The following is an 18,255-nucleotide window of genomic DNA, read 5'->3' on the forward strand; positions in this document are numbered from 1 at the left end:
CAGTTAACCAAGCGCCGCCAGCGCCGCTTCCACGTCGGCAGGCGTGCCGATCGCGGCGGTAGCGACGTCGCGGTTGATACGGCGCGCCAGGCCCGAAAGCACCTTGCCGGCGCCGACTTCATAGAGCGCCGTCACGCCGTTGGCGCCGAACCATTCGACGGTCTCGCGCCAGCGGACGCGGCCGGTCACCTGCTCCACCAGCCGCTTGACGATCTCGTCCGGGTCGCTGAGCGGTTGCACCACGACGTTGGAAACCACTGGCACGGCCGGCGCCTGCTTGGCGACCTTCGACAGCGCTTCGCGCATGACGTCGGCCGCCGGCGCCATCAGCGCCGAGTGGAAGGGCGCCGAAACCTGCAGCATCAGCGCGCGCTTGGCGCCCTTGTCGGTGCAGAGCTTCGCGGCGCGCTCGACAGCCGCCTTCTCGCCCGAAATCACCAATTGTCCGGCACCGTTGTCGTTGGCGATCTGACACACCGACCCTTGCGCGGCCTCGGCGCATGCGGCCTCGACGGCCGGCTCATCCAGCCCGAGGATCGCCGCCATCGCGCCGACGCCCGCTGGAACGGCAGCCTGCATGGCGTTGCCGCGGATGCGCAGAAGCTTCGCCGCGTCTGCGACCGAGAACATGCCTGCCGCGGCAAGTGCGGAATATTCCCCGAGCGAGTGGCCGGCCACGTAGGCGACCTTGTCCTTCAGCACAAAGCCCCGCGAATCCAGTGCCCGGATCGCCGCCATCGAGACCGCCATCAGCGCCGGCTGCGCGTTGGCGGTGAGCGTCAGCGTCTCTTCGGGGCCTTCCCAGATCAGCTTCGACAGCTTCTCGCCGAGCGCGTCGTCGACCTCTTCGAACACTTTCCGGGCCTCGGGAAACGCCTCGGCAAGATCCTTGCCCATGCCCAGAGCCTGGCTGCCCTGCCCCGGAAACGTGAATGCGATGGCCATGCTTGGGGTCCCGGTTTCGTTGCGACGCCTGCCTCTGAAACAAGCAGGATGGCCAAGTCAAGGGCAGCAGCAAATTGCCGAAGCCATTCCACATGCCAAAACTGACCCGGAAAAAACCACGCCGGCTTCTCATTTCCGACACAGGGACTGGTTTTTTGTGACGGAACCATGACAGGTAGATTGCAGTCCTAAGACGCATTGAGGATCTTGAGTTGGCAAAGCAGAATGCGGTCATATCGCCCGCGGCGGACGAGACCGATACCGGGCGCAGCGGGTTCCGCTGGCGCGAGCGGCGGACGCTTGAACGCGCCGGGTCGCTTACGATTACAGTCCTCCTTTCGGCCGTCCTGGTTTTTCTGGTCGAACTCATTGCGCGCGGCTCGCTGCAGCAGACCCTCAATTTTTTCCAGCAGCCTTTCCGTCCGGGCTGGACCACCATCGTGCTGTTCGCGCTGCTGCTTATCGGTTTCGATGCCCTGTTCGGGCGCCGTCACAATGGCATATTGTTCATCGCGCCCGTCGCATTGCTGCTGGCTGCGATCGGCCACCAGAAATCGCACTATCTCGGCGATCCTCTCTATCCGACCGACTTCCTTTATTCCCGCCAGATCGTCGAACTGACTCCGCTTTTGGTCAAGGAACGACCTATGGCGGCAGTCATGATCGGCGTTGGCGGCGTCGTCGCGCTTCTGCTGCTCGTCGCGCTCTGGCGGCATTGGCGCCGGCGCTTCCCGGCGATCCGCTGGCGTATGCGCGTGGCGAGGCTCGCCATCGTTCTGCCGGCGCTTGCGTTCTTCGCCTCCATCATGGATTTCGCCACCTTCTCCTGGACCCGCGACCGGCTGCAGATCATCCCGATCATGTGGGACCAGAAGGAGAACTATGCGTCGAACGGCTTTGCCATCGCATTCGCGCTCAACGTTCCGATGGCCAAGGTCACGGCGCCGCCGAGCTATGAGGACGACGTGCTCGACGCCATCCGGCCCGGCCCGACCGGCGTTGCCATGCCTGACGACAAGCCCGACATCATCGTGGTGATGAGCGAATCGTTCTGGGACCCGACGTTGCTTCCAGGCACGACGATCACGCCCGACCCGATGCCGACCGTTCGCTCCGTCCGTTCCGGCTCGATGTTCTCGCCCGAGTTCGGCGGCATGACCGCCAATGTCGAATTCGAGGCGCTGACCGGCTTCACCAACGCCTTCCTGCCCTATGGCAGCATTCCCTATCAGCAATATGTCCGCGGGCCGGTGCCGTCGCTGGCGAACTTCTTCCGCTCGCAGGGCTACGACACGACGGCGATTCATCCGTTCGAGGGCTGGTTCTGGAACCGCGAGCACGTCTACGACGCGTTCGGCTTCGACCGCTTCCTCTCGATCGAGAAACTGCCGCCGATGGCCTCGCGCGGGCCTTTGGTGTCGGACGATTCGCTGACCGACGAAATCATCAGGCGGTCGGACGCAACTGACCGGCCCTTTTTCACCTTCGCCGTCAGCCTGCAGGGGCACGGCCCTTATGAGCCGAACCGCTATAGCGACCCGAAGGTAAAGGTGGATTCGGTCGCGAGCTACTGGACACGCCAGTCGATCCGTTCCTATGCCGAGGGCATAGCCGACGCCGACCATAGCCTGAAACGGCTGATGGACTGGGCGTCGAAGCGCGACCGGCACACCGTGATCGTCTTCTTCGGCGACCATTTGCCGCCGCTGAACCAGGGCTATACGGAGACCGGCTTCCTCAAGGAGCCCGTTCCGGAGCGGCGCGAGCCACCGGAGGCGCTCGCCCTGCACCGGGAGACACCGCTTGTCGTCTGGTCGAACAGGAACGGCGCGATGAAGGATATCGGCGCGATCAGCCCGTCGCTGATCCCGTTGAAGCTGTTCAAGGCGGCGGGCATCGAGCATCCATACTACACAGGCTTCCTCGGCCGCGTGGACGCCAAATACGACGTCATCGAGCGGCATGTGCTGATCTCGCCGGCCGGCTCGACGCCCGACTGGTCGCAGGAGAAACTGATCGACCCGCTGATCAACGACTTCCGGCTGTTGCAGTACGACGCGCTGTTCGGCAAGCAGCGGACGGTGAAGCGCTTTTTCCCCAACCTGCCCAGGCCGGCCGGCGTGTAACCGCCCAGGGCTTGCCATTTCCGGCCTTCCCCTATATAGCCCGCCGCAATCTGCCGGTCCTGCTGGGGGCTGAACGGAGGGTTGGAGGCGTTGCCTCCTTGATGAAGCCGCAGGCGCTTCGGCCTCCCGTGTCTCCGCTCTCGACCGTCTCGAATGCGCCTTTCTCTCCCGAGGCAGCCCACCAGGCTCCCGAAGGATCAGACAAGTTGCAGAGGCTTTTGCCGCGGGAACCGGACAGGGACGTGAAACGAAAGGCTAGAGAACAATGGCACTATACGAGCATGTGTTCCTTGCCCGGCAGGATCTGTCGCAGCAGCAGGTCGATGCGCTTGTCGAACAGTACAAGGGCGTCATCACCGCTGGCGGCGGCAGCGTTGGTCGGGTTGAGAACTGGGGACTGAAGTCCCTCACCTACCGGGTGAACAAGAACCGCAAGGCATACTACACCCTCATGGACCTCACCTGCCCGCCGGCGGCGTTGAAGGAGATGGAGCGCCAGATGGGCCTCTCCGAAGACGTGCTGCGCTTCATGACCGTCAAGGTCGAGGCGCATGAGGAAGGCATCTCCGCCATGATGCAGAAGCGCGAAGAGCGCTCCGAGCGTGGCGACCGCGGTGGCTTCGGCGACCGTGATCGCGGCCCGCGCAGCTTCGGCGACCGCGACCGTGGCGATCGTGGTCCGCGTTCGTTTGGCGACCGCGACGATCGCCCGCCGCGCCGCCCGCGTGAAGCTGTTGAAGGAGCTGCAGAATAATGGTCGACATCAACCAGATCCCGACCCGGCGTCCGTTTCATCGCCGCCGCAAGACCTGCCCGTTCTCCGGAGCCAATGCCCCGAAGATCGACTACAAGGACGTGCGTCTCCTGCAGCGCTACATTTCCGAGCGCGGCAAGATCGTGCCGTCGCGCATCACGGCGGTCAGCCAGAAGAAGCAGCGCGAACTCGCCAAGGCGATCAAGCGCGCGCGTTTCCTGGCGCTCCTGCCTTATATCGTGAAGTAACGAGCTTACCGGCGCGGGCGTTCGTCCGCGCCGGCTCCTTCCGCGACGGGCGCGGTCGGCAGCACATATTAAATCCCGGGTTGGGCGCTTCACTTGCCCATGATCTTGTCCGAGAAGTCTGCACTTTTCGGGGTCATGGCCGCCCTAACTGCCAGACAGGCAGGACAGCGAAACCGGCGCCAGGCGCCCTTGCTTCCTGACCTCGTCTTTTGATTCAAGCCTTCGGGCGATTTGGGGCCTTCGGGCATCGAAAGGACAGAACCATGGAAGTCATTCTTCTCGAACGCATTTCCCGCCTCGGCCAGATGGGCGACACCGTCAAGGTCAAGGACGGCTTTGCCCGCAACTTCCTGTTGCCGCAGGGCAAGGCGCTGCGCGCCAACGAGGCCAACAAGCATAAATTCGAGGGCCAGCGCGCACAGCTCGAGGCGCGCAATCTCGAGCGCAAGGCGGAAGCCAGCAAGGTCGCCGAGACGCTCGACGGCAAGAGCTTCGTCGCGGTCCGCTCGGCCGGCGAAACCGGCCAGCTCTACGGCTCGGTCTCGACGCGCGACATCGCCGACCTGATCACGGCTGAAGGCTTCAGCGTCAACCGCAACCAGATCCTGCTCAACCAGCCGATCAAGGCCATCGGCCTGACCAATGTGGCGATCGCGCTGCACCCCGAGGTAGAGGTCACCGTGACGCTCAACGTCGCTCGCACGGCGGACGAGGCCGAGCGCCAGGCCAAGGGCGAGACCTTGACCACTGCCGAGGCGATCTACGGCGATGACATCAACGAGAACGCCCGCCCCGACGCGTTCTTCGATCCGAACGAGGAAGAGGCCGCCGGCGAAGAAGCCTGACCGTCTGCGCCACCTAAACCGCGGAAAGCCTGGGGTCGTCCCAGGCTTTTTGCTTTCTGGGCCTTGGCACAGGCCTGTTCTTCCGGCGCGGCATGTCCGATCTTGGTTGCCGGCAAGCATCGTTTTGCTTGGCAGGAGCCGGCAGTTGGCCCGATGCCTGAGGCAGCTTTTGTGCCAGAGGGAACTTTTCAAACCGCGACAAATTCGGCACACTGGCCAACCGTTCCCTGTTGGAGTGGGGTCTGTGCCGTGAACAAACTGCTGCAGCGTGTCGTCGCCGGCCTGGTCCGCACCGGGAATCTGTGCATAACGGGCCCCAACGGCGTGACGCACGCGTTCGGCGACGGCACCGGCGATCCCGTCCACATCCTGATCAAGACGTCACGCGCCGAACGCGCGATCGCTTTCGATCCGATGCTCGCCGCTCCCGAAGCCTTCATGGATGGCGATCTCGATATCGTCCAGGGCGATACGCTCGACCTACTGCGCGTCGTTTTCCAGAATATGGGGCCGGGCGGCATCGACGCCATGTGGTCGAAGGCGATCGAAGGCGTGCGCCACGCCTTCCGCCGCCTGCATCAGGTGAACACCGCAGTCCGCTCCAAACGCAACGTGCAGCGCCACTACGACCTCTCGGGCGAACTCTACAGGCTCTTCCTCGACGAGGACATGCAGTATTCCTGCGCCTATTTCGAGCGGCCCGACATGACGCTGGAGGAGGCGCAGGCTGCCAAGAAGCGCCATATCGCCGCCAAACTGCAGATGAAGCCGGGCCAGAGCGTACTCGACATCGGCTCGGGCTGGGGCGGGCTCGGGCTCTATCTCGCCAAGACCTTCGAGGCCGAAGTGCTCGGCGTCACACTGTCGACCGAGCAGCATGCGGTCGCGACAGAGCGCGCCCAGGCCGAGCATCTCGACAACCATGTGCATTTCGAGATCAAGGACTACCGCGACATTTCCGAACGCTTCGACCGCATCGTATCGGTCGGCATGTTCGAGCATGTCGGCATCAACCACTACCGCACTTTTTTCGACAAATGCGCGCAGATGCTGAAGCCGGACGGCGTCATGCTGCTGCATACGATCGGCCGCAGCGGCCCGCCCTATGCGACCAGCGCCTTCATCCGAAAATACATCTTTCCGGGCGGCTACATCCCCGCTCTGTCGGAGGTCATGCCGGCGATTGAAAAATCCGGCCTCGTCGTCAGCGACATAGAAATCCTGCGGCTCCACTATGCCGATACGTTGAAGAACTGGCGGGCGCGCTTCCTCGCCAACCGCGACCGGGCAAAGGAGATCTACGACGAGCGCTTCTGCCGCATGTGGGATTTTTATCTCGCCGGGTCGGAGGCCGCCTTCCGTTGGCAGGACCTGGTGGTTCTCCAGATCCAGCTGGCGCGCAAGAACGATACCGTGCCGATCACGCGCGGCTATATCGAGAAGTGCGAAAAGGCGCTGGCCTTGCACGGCTCCGCGCATGAGCCGGAAATGAAGGCGGACAAGGTGAAGGCCGAGAAGCCGAAGCCGAGGAAGGCCGCAGCGCCCAAGCGTAGCCAGGTCGACAAGAAGGCCTGAAGAAGCAGACAGGTGCCGGTCGCCCCGACCCCATCCGTCCAATCTCCTTCGGCGGTTGTCCACCCTGCCCGTTGACGGGGGGAAGCGGCCATTTGCCTGAATCGCCGATCTGGCCGAAACTGGCTCCACCTTCCGGGAGCCCTCCATGACCCTGTCCATCTTCATCGCAGCCGCTGTTGCCGAAATCGCCGGCTGCTTCGCCTTCTGGTCATGGCGGCGGCTGGACAAGTCGCCGCTGTGGCTGATCCCAGGCGTGGCTTCGCTCATCCTGTTCGCCTGGCTGCTCACCCTCGCCGACACCAGCGCTGCCGGCCGCGCCTACGCGGCCTATGGCGGCGTCTATATCGCCGCGTCGCTCGCCTGGCTGTGGCTCGCCGAAGGCATCAGGCCGGACCGCTGGGATCTTGCGGGGGCCGCGATCTGCATCGCTGGCGCATCGGTCATCCTGTTCGCGCCGCGCACGGTCTGAGGCCGCTGGACCATGGAACTGCCCTCCGCGCTCCGGCAGGCCGTCGACCGCTTCCTTCAGGGCACACCGCTCGAACAGCTGCGCGCCGCGTCGGAGCGGCTTTCTCAGCGCTACCGCAGCGAAACGCGCGACGGTCGGCTTCACCTCGACGAAGTCCTGGCCGTCAAGGCGTATCTGGCCGCGCGCCTGCCGGCGACCTACGCGGCGATCCGCGCCAGCATGAGCTACGTCACTGAGGCGGCCCCCGATTTTGCGCCTGCAAGCCTGATCGACATCGGCGCGGGCCCCGGCTCGGTGCTCTGGGCGGCGGCCGACTGCTGGGAAGGTCTCGAAAAGGCGACGATGATCGAGGCGAGCGAAGCCGTTCGCAACACCGGCAAAACGCTTGCCGCGGACGCGGCGCTGCCGGCGGCGGAATGGCTGGCCGGCGACGCCACGAAATCGATGCCCACCGTCGAGAACGCCGATCTCGTGACGCTGTCCTACGTGCTGGACGAGCTTCAGCCTGACGCGATCGGGCCGCTGCTCGACCGGCTCTGGACGCTGACATTAGGCATGCTCCTCATTGTCGAACCCGGCACGCCGGCCGGCTGGGCGCGCATCCTGGCCGCGCGCGACCGGCTGATCGCGGCGGGCGCGCATATCCTCGCCCCCTGCCCGCATCAAGAAACCTGCCCGCTCGCCGCACCCGACTGGTGCCACTTCTCGCGCCGGGTCGCCCGCTCGCGGCTGCACCGGCTGACCAAGGGTGCGGACGTGCCGTGGGAGGACGAAAAGTTCATCTACCTCGCGGCGTCCCGCGAGCCTGCAGCCGACCGCGCGGCTCGCATTCTCGCGCCGCCCAGAACGGCCAAAGGGCGGATCGGCCTGAAGCTCTGCTTTCCCGACGGCGCAGCCAACGACGAAATCGTCAGCAAGCGCGACGGCGAGTTGTTCAGGCGTGCAAGGCGGCTGGACTGGGGCGACCGGCTGCCCGTCGAAAGCTGAGGCGGCGATCTTCCAGTCAGCGCTTGACGGGCAACCAGACCTCCAGGCCGCCATTGCCCGAGCGCGGGTCGAACTCCGGGCCGTAACGTTCCAGCGTCGGCGATTCCTCGATCTCACGGCCCGAGTGCGGCAGCCATTCGCTCCAGATCGCGCGCATCGTCGTGCGGATCGTAGAAATGTGATCGCAATGCGAAAACACCGCATAGCGCTGGGCCGGAATGCGTACGCGCATGAAGGTCGGATCGAGGTCGGAGAAGCTGCTCACCTCGACGGCCGAAATATAGTCGAAGCCGTTGGCGTCGCTGGCGGTGCAGACGCCGTATGCCGCGCCATCAATCGCTCCCGGAATACTGCCTATATGCTGATTGAAGCGCTGCCATTGTGCCGGGATGCCGTCCATATTGCCGTACTCGAAGCGTGCGCCGATCCCGGCGACCATCATCGGCTTGGCATCAACGAAGCGCGGTTTCTCGAGTTTCGCGCGGGTTTGATCAGTGTCCATCAGATTTGCCTCCACGAGCAAGATTGTTTCGATCTGGCCTTCGCTGCGCAGTTGCTCAGGCGTCAGCCCGAACTGCTCGCGAAACGCCCTGGTGAACGCTTCGTGGGAGCCGTAGCCGGCGTCGAGCGCGACCGACAATATGTCGGGCGCGCCATCGGCAAGTTGCAGCGCGGCTTCGGTCAGCCGCCTTGCGCGGACATAGCGCATGACGGATTTGTCCAATGCGTCGCCGAACGCGCGCGACATGTGAAAGCGCGAGACGCCGCTGGCTTCGGCGACGTCGTCGAGCGTGATGTCCTTGTCGAGATGGCTCTCGATAAACCAGAGCGCCTTGGCAACGGGGTTCAAATGCCTTTCTCCCATGAAGCAGGAGCCTTATGCCTGCATGCGGCACTGCCCGTTTGATCGGGATTGCTGTTCCCGAAAGCTTAACGCATCGCAAGACCGGGGCGGCCACAATTCGGTCCTGCCGCATTGCTTCACTGTTCCGTGGCGAGTAGGCTTTCGGCATGGCTCTGGGCTTGGGGATCATCCGTTTTGCCGCAGTGCTGCTCTGCGGGCTCGGCCTGGCGCTGTCGGTCGCCTGGGCAGGCTTGCGCGTTGAAAACGCGACCGGCTACGTGCCCGACACAAGGCCAAGGCTCGCCCTCGTCATCGGCATCGGCGAATACACTTTCGCACCATCGCTCAAGAACAGCCGGAGTGACGCGAAACTCATCGCCAAGACGCTGATCGATCTCGGCTTCGATACTCAGGTCATCCTCGACCCGACGAGCGTGGAACTCAAGGATGCGATGACGTCGCATACGCGCGCACTCACCCGTTCCGGCGATACAATTTCACTGGTGTATTATGCCGGACAAGGACTGCAGGTCGCGGGCGTGGACTACGTGCTTGGCGCAGAGGCGCCGACCGACAGCGAAGAGAGTGTGCTCAGCCACAGCGTTCCGCTGTCGGACCTGATCAACCAGACAGTCGAGGCCAACAAGAACGGCATGAGCTTCTTCATGATCGACGCCAGCCGCGACAATCCGTTCCTGACGAGCGGCCTCACACGGGGATTGGCGCCGGTGAATTCCGACGAAGGCTCTGGTGTTGCCGGCACCGCCATCCTTTTCGCCACGGAGGCCGGCCAGACGGCGCTGGACGGCGAAGGCGAGAACAGCCCTTTCGCGGCCGCCGTAGCAAACGCGCTTGCGCAAAAGAATCTCGACCAGTCAGCGCTTTTCCGAACCGTCAGGAACGCCGTCATGGAGGCGACGCAAGGTCGCCAGATTCCCGCTTACATCGACAACTCCGTCAAACCCGTCGTCCTTAATTATTCCGAGGATTCCGACGCGCCTGAGGACGATCCCGGCAGCCGGGCTGCGGTCGCGCTCTATGAAAAGGAGCCCGGCATTTATGCGCCGACTTACGAGGACGGCAGCTTCGCTCTGCTGATCGGGGTCAGCGACTATGCCGAGGTGCAGGAGAAGCAGGCCTGGCGCGACCTGCCATCGGTGAAGAACGACGTCGACAGGCTCGGCCGCGTGCTCGAGGAGGTGCATCGTTTCGAAGTGGAGCGGGTTGTCGACCCGACGGGCGACGAACTCGAGACGGCTCTGGAATCCTTCATCAACCGCCATGGCGCCAAGCCCAATGCGCGCCTTCTGATCTATTTGGCCGGCCACGGTGCGACCACCGAGACCTTCGGCCGCAAGACAGCATGGTTCGTGCCGGCCGATGCGCCGGCGATGAACCCCGCGGCGCCTTTCCGCAACACCGCGCTCAACCTGCGCCGCATCGAGGAATGGTCGGAGACGGTCGATGCCAAGCATGTGATGTGGATATTCGACAGCTGCTTCTCCGGTGCGGCGATCCGCATGATCGAAACACGCTCCGAAGACGAGGACGACGGCTGGTCTGCGCATCTGCACGCCAATCCGGTACGCCGCGTCCTGACCGCGGGGTCGGAAAACGAGGAGGTGCCGGCGGACAGCATCTTCACCGCCAAGTTGATCGATGTGTTGTCCGGCAAGATACAGCTCGGCGACAAGGGCATGATCACCGGCCGGCAGATCGGCGACTTCCTGCGTGAAGACATAATCCGCTACAATCGCCGGCAAGGGAACAAGCCGGTGAGGCCGCAGAGCGATACGATCGTCATCCCCGGCGAGGAAGGCGACATCATCTTCCGCATCGAGCCACAACTCGTGACGAAATGGGAAGAAACGAAGCCGTCGGCGGAGTGAGGCGATAGGGATCAGGATTTCCGCGGTGCAGGTTCATGTCACCAGGAATACTGCAAACCTGCTCCCGCCTCGAATTCGCGCCTTCGATCGCCATCGATATCAAAGCTGTTGTCGGCGGTGACGAAGCCGGAAAACTTGTCAGTGAATGTGTGGCGATGCCGCCGCCTTGTGCATCATATTCTTGTTTTGTTCCCCTCGAGGCGATAACCTTCGTTGCGCGATTCGAGTCAACCCAGATTCGGCGGATTGAAAATTCGACCTGTGGACTGCGGGGAGATTGGGATACGCGCAGACAAGAAAGGTGTTTCCGCCGCCGACTCTGATACGGCAGGGCTCGGACAGGGGATCGGAATAGCATGGCAGAGGCAGCGCGCAAATTCGCCGTCGCGGAGACACCGCTCTACCGCGAGGCGCCGAACAACATCGAGGCCGAGCAGGCGCTGCTCGGCGCGATGCTCGTCAACAACGACGCCTTCTACCGCGTCTCGGACTTCCTGAAATCGGCGCATTTCTACGAACCGCTGCACCGTAAGATCTTCGAGGTCTCGGCCGAGCTCATCCGCATGGGCAAGATGGCCAATCCGGTAACCATCAAGACCTTCCTGCCGGCCGACGAGAAGGTCGGCGACATGACGGTGGCTCACTACCTCGCCCGTCTCGCGTCGGAGGCCGTCAACGTCATCAACGCGGCCGACTATGGCCGCGCCATTTACGATCTCGCGACGCGCCGCGCGTTGATCACGGTCGGCGAGGACATGGTCAACATCGCCTATGACGCGCCGGTGGACATGTCGCCCTCCGACCAGATCGAGGACGCCGAGCGGCGGCTGTTCGAACTTGCCGAGACCGGCCGCTACGATGGCGGCTTCGAGAGCTTCACCGATGCGGTGAAGACCGCCGTCGACATGGCCAACGCCGCCTTCATGCGCGACGGGCACCTGTCCGGGATCGCCAGCGGAATGCGCGATCTCGACCGGCGCATGGGCGGGTTGCAGCCGTCCGACCTGATCATCATCGCGGGCCGCCCCGGCATGGGCAAGACGTCCCTCGCCACCAACATCGCCTTCAACATCGCCTCGTCCTATGAACCGGCGCAGCAGGCCGACGGTTCGTTCAAGGCCGCGAATGGCGGCGTCATCGGCTTCTTCTCGCTCGAAATGTCGTCCGAGCAGCTTGCCACCCGCATCATCTCGGAACAGACCGAAATCCCTTCTTCCAAGATCAGGCGCGGCGAGATCACCGAGACGGATTTCGAGAAGCTCGTCGCCTGTTCGCAGATGATGCAGAAGATACCGCTCTTCATCGACCAGACCGGCGGCATCTCGATCGCGCAGCTTGCCGCCCGCGCAAGGCGGCTGAAGCGCCAGCGCGGTCTCGACGTCATCGTCATCGATTATATCCAGCTGATGCAGGGCACGTCGCAGCGCGCCGCGCAGAATCGCGTCCAGGAAATCACCGAAATCACCACCGGGCTGAAGGCGCTCGCCAAGGAACTCAGCGTGCCGATCGTCGCGCTGTCGCAGTTGTCGCGTCAGGTCGAGAGCCGCGACGACAAGCGCCCGCAGCTCTCCGACCTCCGTGAATCGGGTTCGATCGAACAGGACGCCGACGTGGTGCTGTTCGTCTATCGCGAGGAATATTACCTCAGGAACAAGGAGCCGAAGCCCGGCACGCTCGAATACACGCAGTGGGAAACCGACATGAACGAGGCGCGCGGCAAGGCGGAGGTCATCATCGCCAAGCAGCGCCACGGCCCTACCGGCACCGTCGGCCTCGGCTTCCAGGGCGAGTTCACTCGCTTCTTCGATCTCGCCGAGGATTCGCACCTGCCGGACAGGTATGAGTAGTGGAATCCTCGAAGGGCGCGACGTGGCTTTCAGTGACCTGTTCCATAAGATAAAGCACAAGAACCACAAGCTTACGACGAAGGAGCGTGAGCAGGTCGTCGCATTTCTCGCGAAGCCAGGCTCAGTCTTCGATCCCGAAGCTCACGCGGCGATATACGTGCTTTGTCTTTCGAGCGAACCGACGGCGGGTAACGTGGCCTTGGTGGAACGGTTTTTGCCTGACGAGGTCAATGACTATACGCGTGCCGCCGCGATCACATGTATGTTCACAATCTGGGACATCTTCGAGGAACGGCACGTATTCTACCTGAAGGATGCGCTTGAAAGAGTTCTGGACGAGCAACGCCATGATTCTTCACGTACGGCGCTAAACGCTGCACTCCACATGATGCACGATCACACCCGGTATGATCTGTCAGTTGCAATAGATCGCGCGTTAGACGCCCTTTTCGACGCAGTCAAACTTGAGGACATCGTTGAAAATAAAGAAGGGGTTGCAGCGAACATGTTCAGTAGCGCGTGTTGGACACTTAGACATGTGTGGGCGCGAAGGACAGAGCAGCGGTTGACCTATTTCGACACCCTCGCCGAAGCGCTCGAAGTTTACCGAAACAAAGAGGCCTATCTTTTGCGGCCGCTTCACTAATGGCTAAGTCCCGCATCCAGTTCATCTGCCAGTCCTGCGGCAACGTCACCCCACGCTGGGGCGGCAAATGCGAAGCCTGCGGCGAGTGGAACACGCTGGTCGAGGAAGGCACGGCCGGCGGCATAGGCTCCGGGCCGCAAAGCCTGCGCAGCCCGCGCAAGGGCCGCGCGGTCGAGCTGACCTCGCTGTCGGGCGAGATCGAGGATGCGCCGCGCATCGCAAGCGGGATCGCCGAACTCGACCGGGCGACCGGCGGCGGCTTCGTGCGCGGCTCCGCCATCCTTGTCGGTGGCGATCCCGGCATCGGCAAGTCGACGCTTTTGATGCAGGCCGCCGCGGCTCTCGCCTCACGGGGCAATCGCGTCGTCTATGTCTCGGGCGAAGAGGCGGTGGCCCAGGTGCGCCTGCGCGCCCAGAGGCTCGGCGTCGCCGCCGCTCCGGTCGAACTGGCGGCGGAAACCAATGTCGAGGACATCCTTGCCACGATCTCGGAAGGCAGGCGTCCCGATCTCGTCATCCTCGATTCGATCCAGACTCTGTGGACCGATCTCGCCGATTCGGCCCCCGGCACGGTCACGCAGGTCCGCGCCTCGGCGCAATCAGTCATCCGCTACGCGAAATCCACAGGTGCGGCCGTTGTTCTCGTCGGCCACGTCACCAAGGAAGGCCAGATCGCCGGCCCGCGCGTCGTCGAGCACATGGTTGACGCCGTGCTCTATTTCGAGGGCGAAGGCGGGCATCATTTCCGCATCCTGCGCGCGGTGAAGAACCGTTTCGGGCCGACCGACGAGATCGGCGTCTTCGAGATGTCGGACAAGGGCCTGCGCGAGGTCTCCAACCCGTCCGAGCTGTTCCTCGGCGAGCGCCACGCCAAGGCGCCCGGCGCGGCGGTTTTCGCCGGCATGGAAGGCACAAGGCCGGTGCTGGTCGAGATCCAGGCGCTGGTCGCGCCCTCGCCGCTCGGCACGCCGCGCCGCGCCGTCGTCGGCTGGGACCAGCCGCGGCTCGCCATGGTTCTGGCCGTTCTGGAGGCCCATTGCGGCGTGCGTTTCGCCACCCATGATGTCTATCTCAACGTCGCCGGCGGCTACCGCATCTCGGAACCGGCGGCCGATCTTGCGGTGGCGGCGGCGCTTGTCTCGTCGCTGACCGGACTTGCCCTTCCCGCCGATTGCGTCTATTTCGGCGAAATCAGCCTTTCGGGCGCCATACGGCCGGTCGCGCATGCGCAACAACGGCTCAAGGAGGCCGAGAAGCTGGGGTTCGGGCAAGCGGTTCTGCCGCAGGGGAGCGAAGAACCGGTAGGCTTGATGGCTGGGAAGTCCTTCCAGCCGGGGACGCTGACCGACCTTGTGATTCGCATAGCCGGGTCAAAGCGCAATCGCGCCGAAGACATCGAGTGACGCCGGTCATCATGGAGTGGGGCTAAATGCCGATAACGCTGCTTGACGGAATTCTCGTCGGCTTCACCCTCGTCTCGGCGATGCTGGCCATGGTGCGCGGCCTGTCGCGCGAAATCCTGTCGATAGCGTCATGGCTAGCGGCGGCGGCGGCGGCATTCTTCTTCTATCCGCTCGTGCTGCCCTATGTGCAGCCCTACATCGACAACGAGCAGATCGCGATGGTCGCGGCCGCCGGCGTCGTGTTCGTCATCGCGCTGATCGTCGTGACGCTGATCACCATGAAGATCGCCGACTGGATCATCGATTCCCGCATCGGCGCGCTCGATCGCACGCTCGGCTTCCTCTATGGCGCGGCGCGCGGCATCCTGGTCGTGGCGGTCGGCCTCTTGTTCTTCAACTGGCTGGTCGGCGCAAACACGCCTGCCTGGATCGCCAACGCCAAGTCGCGCCCCCTGCTCGAATCGATCGGCGCGACGCTGGAAGGCCTGCTGCCCGACGATCCCGAGAACTCGATCCTGAAGCGCCTGTCGCCCGGCGAAGCCGAGCCCGATCCGGAAGCGCCGTCGACGGAACCGCCGCCGGCCGAAGCGCCGGCCACGGAACAGGCTCCGGCGGAAGCGCCGGCCGAAACCATGCCCGAAGAATTGCCGCAGGAAGGGCCGCTCGAAATACTGCCCGACGAAGCCCCAGACGAATCGGCGCCGCCTGCCGAGTAACCGGGTAATAAGGCTGTGATTGAGTGATGGTGGCGCGGAAGGCCGCGCTGCCCTATATGTCGGTTTTCTGACGAGAGAACGCCCGATGGCAGACGCTCCCTTGCTGGCCGAGGCCGACGATCATTTTCACGATGAATGCGGCGTGTTCGGCATATTCGGCCGGCAGGATGCCGCCGCGATCGTCACGCTGGGACTTCACGCGCTGCAGCATCGCGGTCAGGAGGCCGCCGGCATAGTTTCCTATGACGGCTCGCAGTTCCATGTTGAACGCCACGTCGGCCTGATCTCAGACAATTTCACCAAGCCCGCAGTAATCGAGCGGCTGAAGGGCACCCGCGCCATCGGCCACACGCGCTACGCCACCACCGGCGGCTCAGGCCTGCGCAACGTGCAGCCGCTTTTCGCGGAACTCTCCGAAGGCGGGCTGGCGATCGCCCACAACGGCAATCTCACCAACGCCATGACCGTGCAGCGCGCGCTGCAGAAGCAGGGCGCGATCTTCTCCTCCACCTCCGACACCGAGACCCTTCTCCACCTCGTCGCCTTCAGCAAGGAGCGCGACATCAATTCGCGTTTCATCGACGCGGTGCGCCAGGTCGAAGGCGCCTTCTCGCTGGTCGCGCTGACGTCGAAAAAGATGATCGGCTGCCGCGATCCGCTGGGCATCCGCCCGCTGGTGCTCGGCGACCTCGACGGTGCCTGGATACTGGCCTCCGAAACCTGCGCGCTGGACATCATCGGCGCGCGCTTCGTGCGCGACCTGAAGCCCGGCGAGATGGTCGTGGTCACGCCCAAGGGTATCGAAAGCCATTTCCCGTTCGAGCCGCAGAAGTCGCGCTTCTGCGTCTTCGAATATGTCTATTTCGCCCGCCCGGATTCGTCCGTCGAGGGGCGTAACGTCTACGACGTCAGGAAACGCATCGGCGCCGAACTCGCGATCGAAAGCCCTGTTGAGGCAGACATCGTCGTGCCGGTGCCGGACTCGGGAACGCCGGCCGCCATCGGTTTCAGCCAGGAGGCGGGCATCCCCTTCGAACTCGGCATCATCCGCAACCACTATGTCGGCCGCACCTTCATCCAGCCGACCGATTCCATCCGCCACATGGGCGTCAAGCTGAAGCACAACGCCAACCGCCGCATGATCGAGGGCAAGCGCGTTGTGCTGGTCGACGACTCGATCGTGCGCGGCACCACCTCGCAGAAGATCGTACAGATGGTGCGCGAGGCCGGCGCGAAAGAAGTCCACATGCGCATCGCCTCGCCGCCGACGCGCTCGTCGTGCTTCTATGGCGTCGACACGCCGGAGACCTCGAAGCTGCTCGCATCGCGCATGTCGGTCGAGGAGATGGCCGAGTTCATTCGCGTCGATTCGCTGGGCTTCCTGTCGATCGACGGGCTCTACCGCGCGGTCGGCGAGGCTCGCCGCGACAATGACCAGCCGCAATATTGCGACGCCTGCTTCACCGCTGAGTATCCGACCCGGCTGCTCGATCATGAGGGCGCCGACAACGTCCGCACGCTGTCGATCCTGGCGGCGGGCGGGCAGTAATGCCCACGGCCAGCCCGCCCGCCGGGCTTAGCTCCGCCAGATCAAACCCTTGCGCATCGCGAACTTGTCTCCCGGGCCGTGGACCGCTGCGTAAAACAGCCCGGCCAGGAAGGTGAAGTGGTCGACGAAGAAGCCGAATTCGGCCTGGTTGCCTTCCCAGTGCGACGGGCCGTGAAAGGCGAAGGCGAGGAAGATCACATAGACCCCGGCGAGCAGCGCTGCCTCCGAGAAAAAGGCGCCGGTCAGGAAGGCGAGCATCAGCGCGACCTCGAAGATGGCCGCCAGCCAGGCGAGCAGCAGCGGAAACGGGAAGCCGGCCGCCGCGATGTAGGCGGCCGTATCCGACATGCCCGCGAACTTGAAGCTCGCGGCCATGGCGAAGAGCCCGGCGAAAATCAGCCGGGCGATCAGGATTGCAACGGTTCTGCCCATCTGTCTCTCCATCAGATGCTTTCTCAAATGACGAACGGCGTCGGGCCGTTTCGACATGGCCGTTCAAAAAATTCGAGCAGTTGCCGGAATGGCAAGCAGGATACGCCGGCAGGGTTTCGCCTGACGCGGATTCGTCCTATCTGGTGCGGCCTCAGGCCTCGCCAGATCGGGATGACCAGATGACCCCTGCCCCAGACCTCACAATTCCCGACCTCACAGGCCGCATCGCCCTGGTCACCGGCGCCTCGCGCGGCATCGGCTATTTCATCGCCAAGCGGCTGGCCGCGGCGGGCGCGCATGTGGTGGCGGTGGCGCGCACGGTCGGCGGGCTGGAGGAACTCGACGACGAGATCAAGGCCGAGCGCGCCAGATCAGGCAAGGGCGAAGCGACGCTGGTGCCGCTCGATCTGACCGACATGCCTGCTATCGACCGGCTCGGCGGGGCGATCCACGACCGCTGGAAGAAGCTCGACCTTCTGGTCGCCAATGCCGGCGTGCTCGGCGTCATTTCGCCGATCGGCCATGTCGAGGCGAAGACCTTCGAAAAGGTGATGGCGGTCAACGTCACCGGGACCTGGCGCCTGATCCGCTCGGTCGACCCGCTGCTTCGCTTTTCCGAAGCCGGCCGCGCCGTCGTGGTGACATCCAGCGCCGCTCATGCCGGCCGGGCCTTCTGGGCGCCCTATGCGGCCTCCAAGGCTGCCGTCGAGGCGCTGATGCGCTCATGGGCCGACGAGACGCGCAACATGGCGCTCCGCGTCAACGCATTTGACCCCGGCGGCACGCGAACCGCCATGCGCGCCCAGGCGATGCCTGGCGAGAACCCCGATACGCTGCCGCATCCCTCCGAGCCCGCCGGGCATATCATGCGGCTCGTCGATCCGGCGCTGACGGAGACCGGCAAGATCTACCAGGTCAAGACCGGCCGCTTCGTCTCCCACCGCCTGCCGGAATAGGCTGGCACTCGCAACCCCGGAAGC

17 protein-coding genes are annotated in these 18,255 nt (G+C 64.0%); 14 read left to right on the forward strand and 3 right to left on the reverse strand.

The annotated features are described in order from the left end of the window. Positions 1-3: 3 nt before the first annotated feature. Positions 4-945: an ACP S-malonyltransferase gene (gene fabD / locus ABLE71_RS13885; protein WP_348784027.1), complete on the reverse strand. Its 942-nt coding sequence runs from the start codon at positions 943-945 to the stop codon at positions 4-6. A gap of 323 nt (positions 946-1,268) precedes the next feature. Between fabD and ABLE71_RS13890 the strand changes: the two genes are divergently transcribed. From ABLE71_RS13890 to ABLE71_RS13920, 7 genes are all read left to right on the forward strand, one after another. Further along, entirely contained in the window at positions 1,269-3,071 is a 1,803-nt protein-coding gene (locus ABLE71_RS13890; RefSeq protein ID WP_348784484.1) for an LTA synthase family protein, read from the forward strand. A 265-nt stretch (positions 3,072-3,336) separates the two neighbouring features. Next, complete coding sequence (rpsF, locus tag ABLE71_RS13895) at positions 3,337-3,825, forward strand: 30S ribosomal protein S6 (protein WP_348784028.1); 489 nt, start codon at positions 3,337-3,339, stop codon at positions 3,823-3,825. Continuing rightward, positions 3,825-4,073, forward strand: a complete 249-nt coding sequence (rpsR, locus tag ABLE71_RS13900) for a 30S ribosomal protein S18 (RefSeq protein ID WP_348784029.1) — start codon at positions 3,825-3,827, stop codon at positions 4,071-4,073. Before rpsF ends, rpsR begins: the two co-directional genes overlap by 1 nt. A gap of 263 nt (positions 4,074-4,336) precedes the next feature. Next, on the forward strand, positions 4,337-4,918 hold the full coding sequence (gene rplI, locus ABLE71_RS13905; RefSeq protein ID WP_348784030.1) for a 50S ribosomal protein L9: 582 nt from the start codon (positions 4,337-4,339) through the stop codon (positions 4,916-4,918). A 249-nt stretch (positions 4,919-5,167) separates the two neighbouring features. After that, on the forward strand, positions 5,168-6,493 hold the full coding sequence (locus ABLE71_RS13910; RefSeq protein ID WP_348784031.1) for a cyclopropane-fatty-acyl-phospholipid synthase family protein: 1,326 nt from the start codon (positions 5,168-5,170) through the stop codon (positions 6,491-6,493). Positions 6,494-6,638: 145 nt separating this feature from the next. Further along, a complete protein-coding gene (locus tag ABLE71_RS13915) occupies positions 6,639-6,962 on the forward strand; it encodes a YnfA family protein (protein ID WP_348784032.1) in 324 nt (107 codons plus the stop codon). A gap of 12 nt (positions 6,963-6,974) precedes the next feature. Further along, positions 6,975-7,949, forward strand: a complete 975-nt coding sequence (locus ABLE71_RS13920; RefSeq protein ID WP_348784033.1) for a small ribosomal subunit Rsm22 family protein — start codon at positions 6,975-6,977, stop codon at positions 7,947-7,949. A 16-nt stretch (positions 7,950-7,965) separates the two neighbouring features. On the opposite strand, the gene ABLE71_RS13925 is transcribed toward ABLE71_RS13920, so the two are convergent. After that, positions 7,966-8,799 (reverse strand): AraC family transcriptional regulator, encoded by an 834-nt coding sequence (locus tag ABLE71_RS13925; protein WP_348784034.1) that lies wholly within the window; start codon positions 8,797-8,799, stop codon positions 7,966-7,968. A 161-nt stretch (positions 8,800-8,960) separates the two neighbouring features. Between ABLE71_RS13925 and ABLE71_RS13930 the strand changes: the two genes are divergently transcribed. The 6 genes from ABLE71_RS13930 to purF all read left to right on the forward strand — a co-directional run bounded on the left by ABLE71_RS13930 (position 8,961) and on the right by purF (position 16,843). Then, complete coding sequence (locus ABLE71_RS13930) at positions 8,961-10,682, forward strand: caspase family protein (protein WP_348784035.1); 1,722 nt, start codon at positions 8,961-8,963, stop codon at positions 10,680-10,682. A gap of 356 nt (positions 10,683-11,038) precedes the next feature. Further along, entirely contained in the window at positions 11,039-12,529 is a 1,491-nt protein-coding gene (locus ABLE71_RS13935; RefSeq protein WP_348784036.1) for a replicative DNA helicase, read from the forward strand. Next, positions 12,522-13,175 carry a hypothetical protein gene (locus ABLE71_RS13940; RefSeq protein WP_348784037.1) on the forward strand — a complete coding sequence of 218 codons (654 nt, stop codon included), beginning with the start codon at positions 12,522-12,524 and terminating at the stop codon, positions 13,173-13,175. Before ABLE71_RS13935 ends, ABLE71_RS13940 begins: the two co-directional genes overlap by 8 nt. Beyond that, complete coding sequence (gene radA, locus ABLE71_RS13945; protein ID WP_348784038.1) at positions 13,175-14,578, forward strand: DNA repair protein RadA; 1,404 nt, start codon at positions 13,175-13,177, stop codon at positions 14,576-14,578. Before ABLE71_RS13940 ends, radA begins: the two co-directional genes overlap by 1 nt. A 26-nt stretch (positions 14,579-14,604) precedes the next feature. Then, the gene (locus ABLE71_RS13950) at positions 14,605-15,294 is read left to right on the forward strand and encodes a CvpA family protein (RefSeq protein ID WP_348784039.1); all 690 of its coding nucleotides are present in this window, start codon (positions 14,605-14,607) and stop codon (positions 15,292-15,294) included. 85 nt (positions 15,295-15,379) lie between these two features. Further along, the gene (gene purF, locus ABLE71_RS13955) at positions 15,380-16,843 is read left to right on the forward strand and encodes an amidophosphoribosyltransferase (protein ID WP_348784040.1); all 1,464 of its coding nucleotides are present in this window, start codon (positions 15,380-15,382) and stop codon (positions 16,841-16,843) included. A 27-nt stretch (positions 16,844-16,870) separates the two neighbouring features. Here purF and ABLE71_RS13960 read toward each other — a convergent pair whose 3' ends face one another. Next, entirely contained in the window at positions 16,871-17,275 is a 405-nt protein-coding gene (locus ABLE71_RS13960; RefSeq protein WP_348784041.1) for a DoxX family protein, read from the reverse strand. Between the two features lie 179 nt (positions 17,276-17,454). On the opposite strand from ABLE71_RS13960, the gene ABLE71_RS13965 reads away from it, so the two are divergent. Beyond that, the gene (locus ABLE71_RS13965; RefSeq protein ID WP_348784042.1) at positions 17,455-18,231 is read left to right on the forward strand and encodes an SDR family NAD(P)-dependent oxidoreductase; all 777 of its coding nucleotides are present in this window, start codon (positions 17,455-17,457) and stop codon (positions 18,229-18,231) included. Positions 18,232-18,255 lie beyond the last annotated feature (24 nt).

Source organism: Mesorhizobium sp. KR9-304 (assembly GCF_040049215.1).
Taxonomy (GTDB): Bacteria; Pseudomonadota; Alphaproteobacteria; order Rhizobiales; family Rhizobiaceae; genus Mesorhizobium_K.

Excerpts from the sequence above, each read along its gene's own strand:
- fabD (WP_348784027.1), bottom strand. The coding sequence starts at position 945 with ATGGCCATCGCATTCACGTTTCCGGGGCAGGGCAGCCAGGCTCTGGGC.
- rpsF (WP_348784028.1), top strand. The coding sequence starts at position 3,337 with ATGGCACTATACGAGCATGTGTTCCTTGCCCGGCAGGATCTGTCGCAG.
- rpsR (WP_348784029.1), top strand. The coding sequence starts at position 3,825 with ATGGTCGACATCAACCAGATCCCGACCCGGCGTCCGTTTCATCGCCGC.
- rplI (WP_348784030.1), top strand. The coding sequence starts at position 4,337 with ATGGAAGTCATTCTTCTCGAACGCATTTCCCGCCTCGGCCAGATGGGC.
- ABLE71_RS13915 (WP_348784032.1), top strand. The coding sequence starts at position 6,639 with ATGACCCTGTCCATCTTCATCGCAGCCGCTGTTGCCGAAATCGCCGGC.
- ABLE71_RS13920 (WP_348784033.1), top strand. The coding sequence starts at position 6,975 with ATGGAACTGCCCTCCGCGCTCCGGCAGGCCGTCGACCGCTTCCTTCAG.
- ABLE71_RS13930 (WP_348784035.1), top strand. The coding sequence starts at position 8,961 with ATGGCTCTGGGCTTGGGGATCATCCGTTTTGCCGCAGTGCTGCTCTGC.
- ABLE71_RS13935 (WP_348784036.1), top strand. The coding sequence starts at position 11,039 with ATGGCAGAGGCAGCGCGCAAATTCGCCGTCGCGGAGACACCGCTCTAC.
- ABLE71_RS13940 (WP_348784037.1), top strand. The coding sequence starts at position 12,522 with ATGAGTAGTGGAATCCTCGAAGGGCGCGACGTGGCTTTCAGTGACCTG.
- radA (WP_348784038.1), top strand. The coding sequence starts at position 13,175 with ATGGCTAAGTCCCGCATCCAGTTCATCTGCCAGTCCTGCGGCAACGTC.
- ABLE71_RS13950 (WP_348784039.1), top strand. The coding sequence starts at position 14,605 with ATGCCGATAACGCTGCTTGACGGAATTCTCGTCGGCTTCACCCTCGTC.
- purF (WP_348784040.1), top strand. The coding sequence starts at position 15,380 with ATGGCAGACGCTCCCTTGCTGGCCGAGGCCGACGATCATTTTCACGAT.
- ABLE71_RS13960 (WP_348784041.1), bottom strand. The coding sequence starts at position 17,275 with ATGGGCAGAACCGTTGCAATCCTGATCGCCCGGCTGATTTTCGCCGGG.
- ABLE71_RS13965 (WP_348784042.1), top strand. The coding sequence starts at position 17,455 with ATGACCCCTGCCCCAGACCTCACAATTCCCGACCTCACAGGCCGCATC.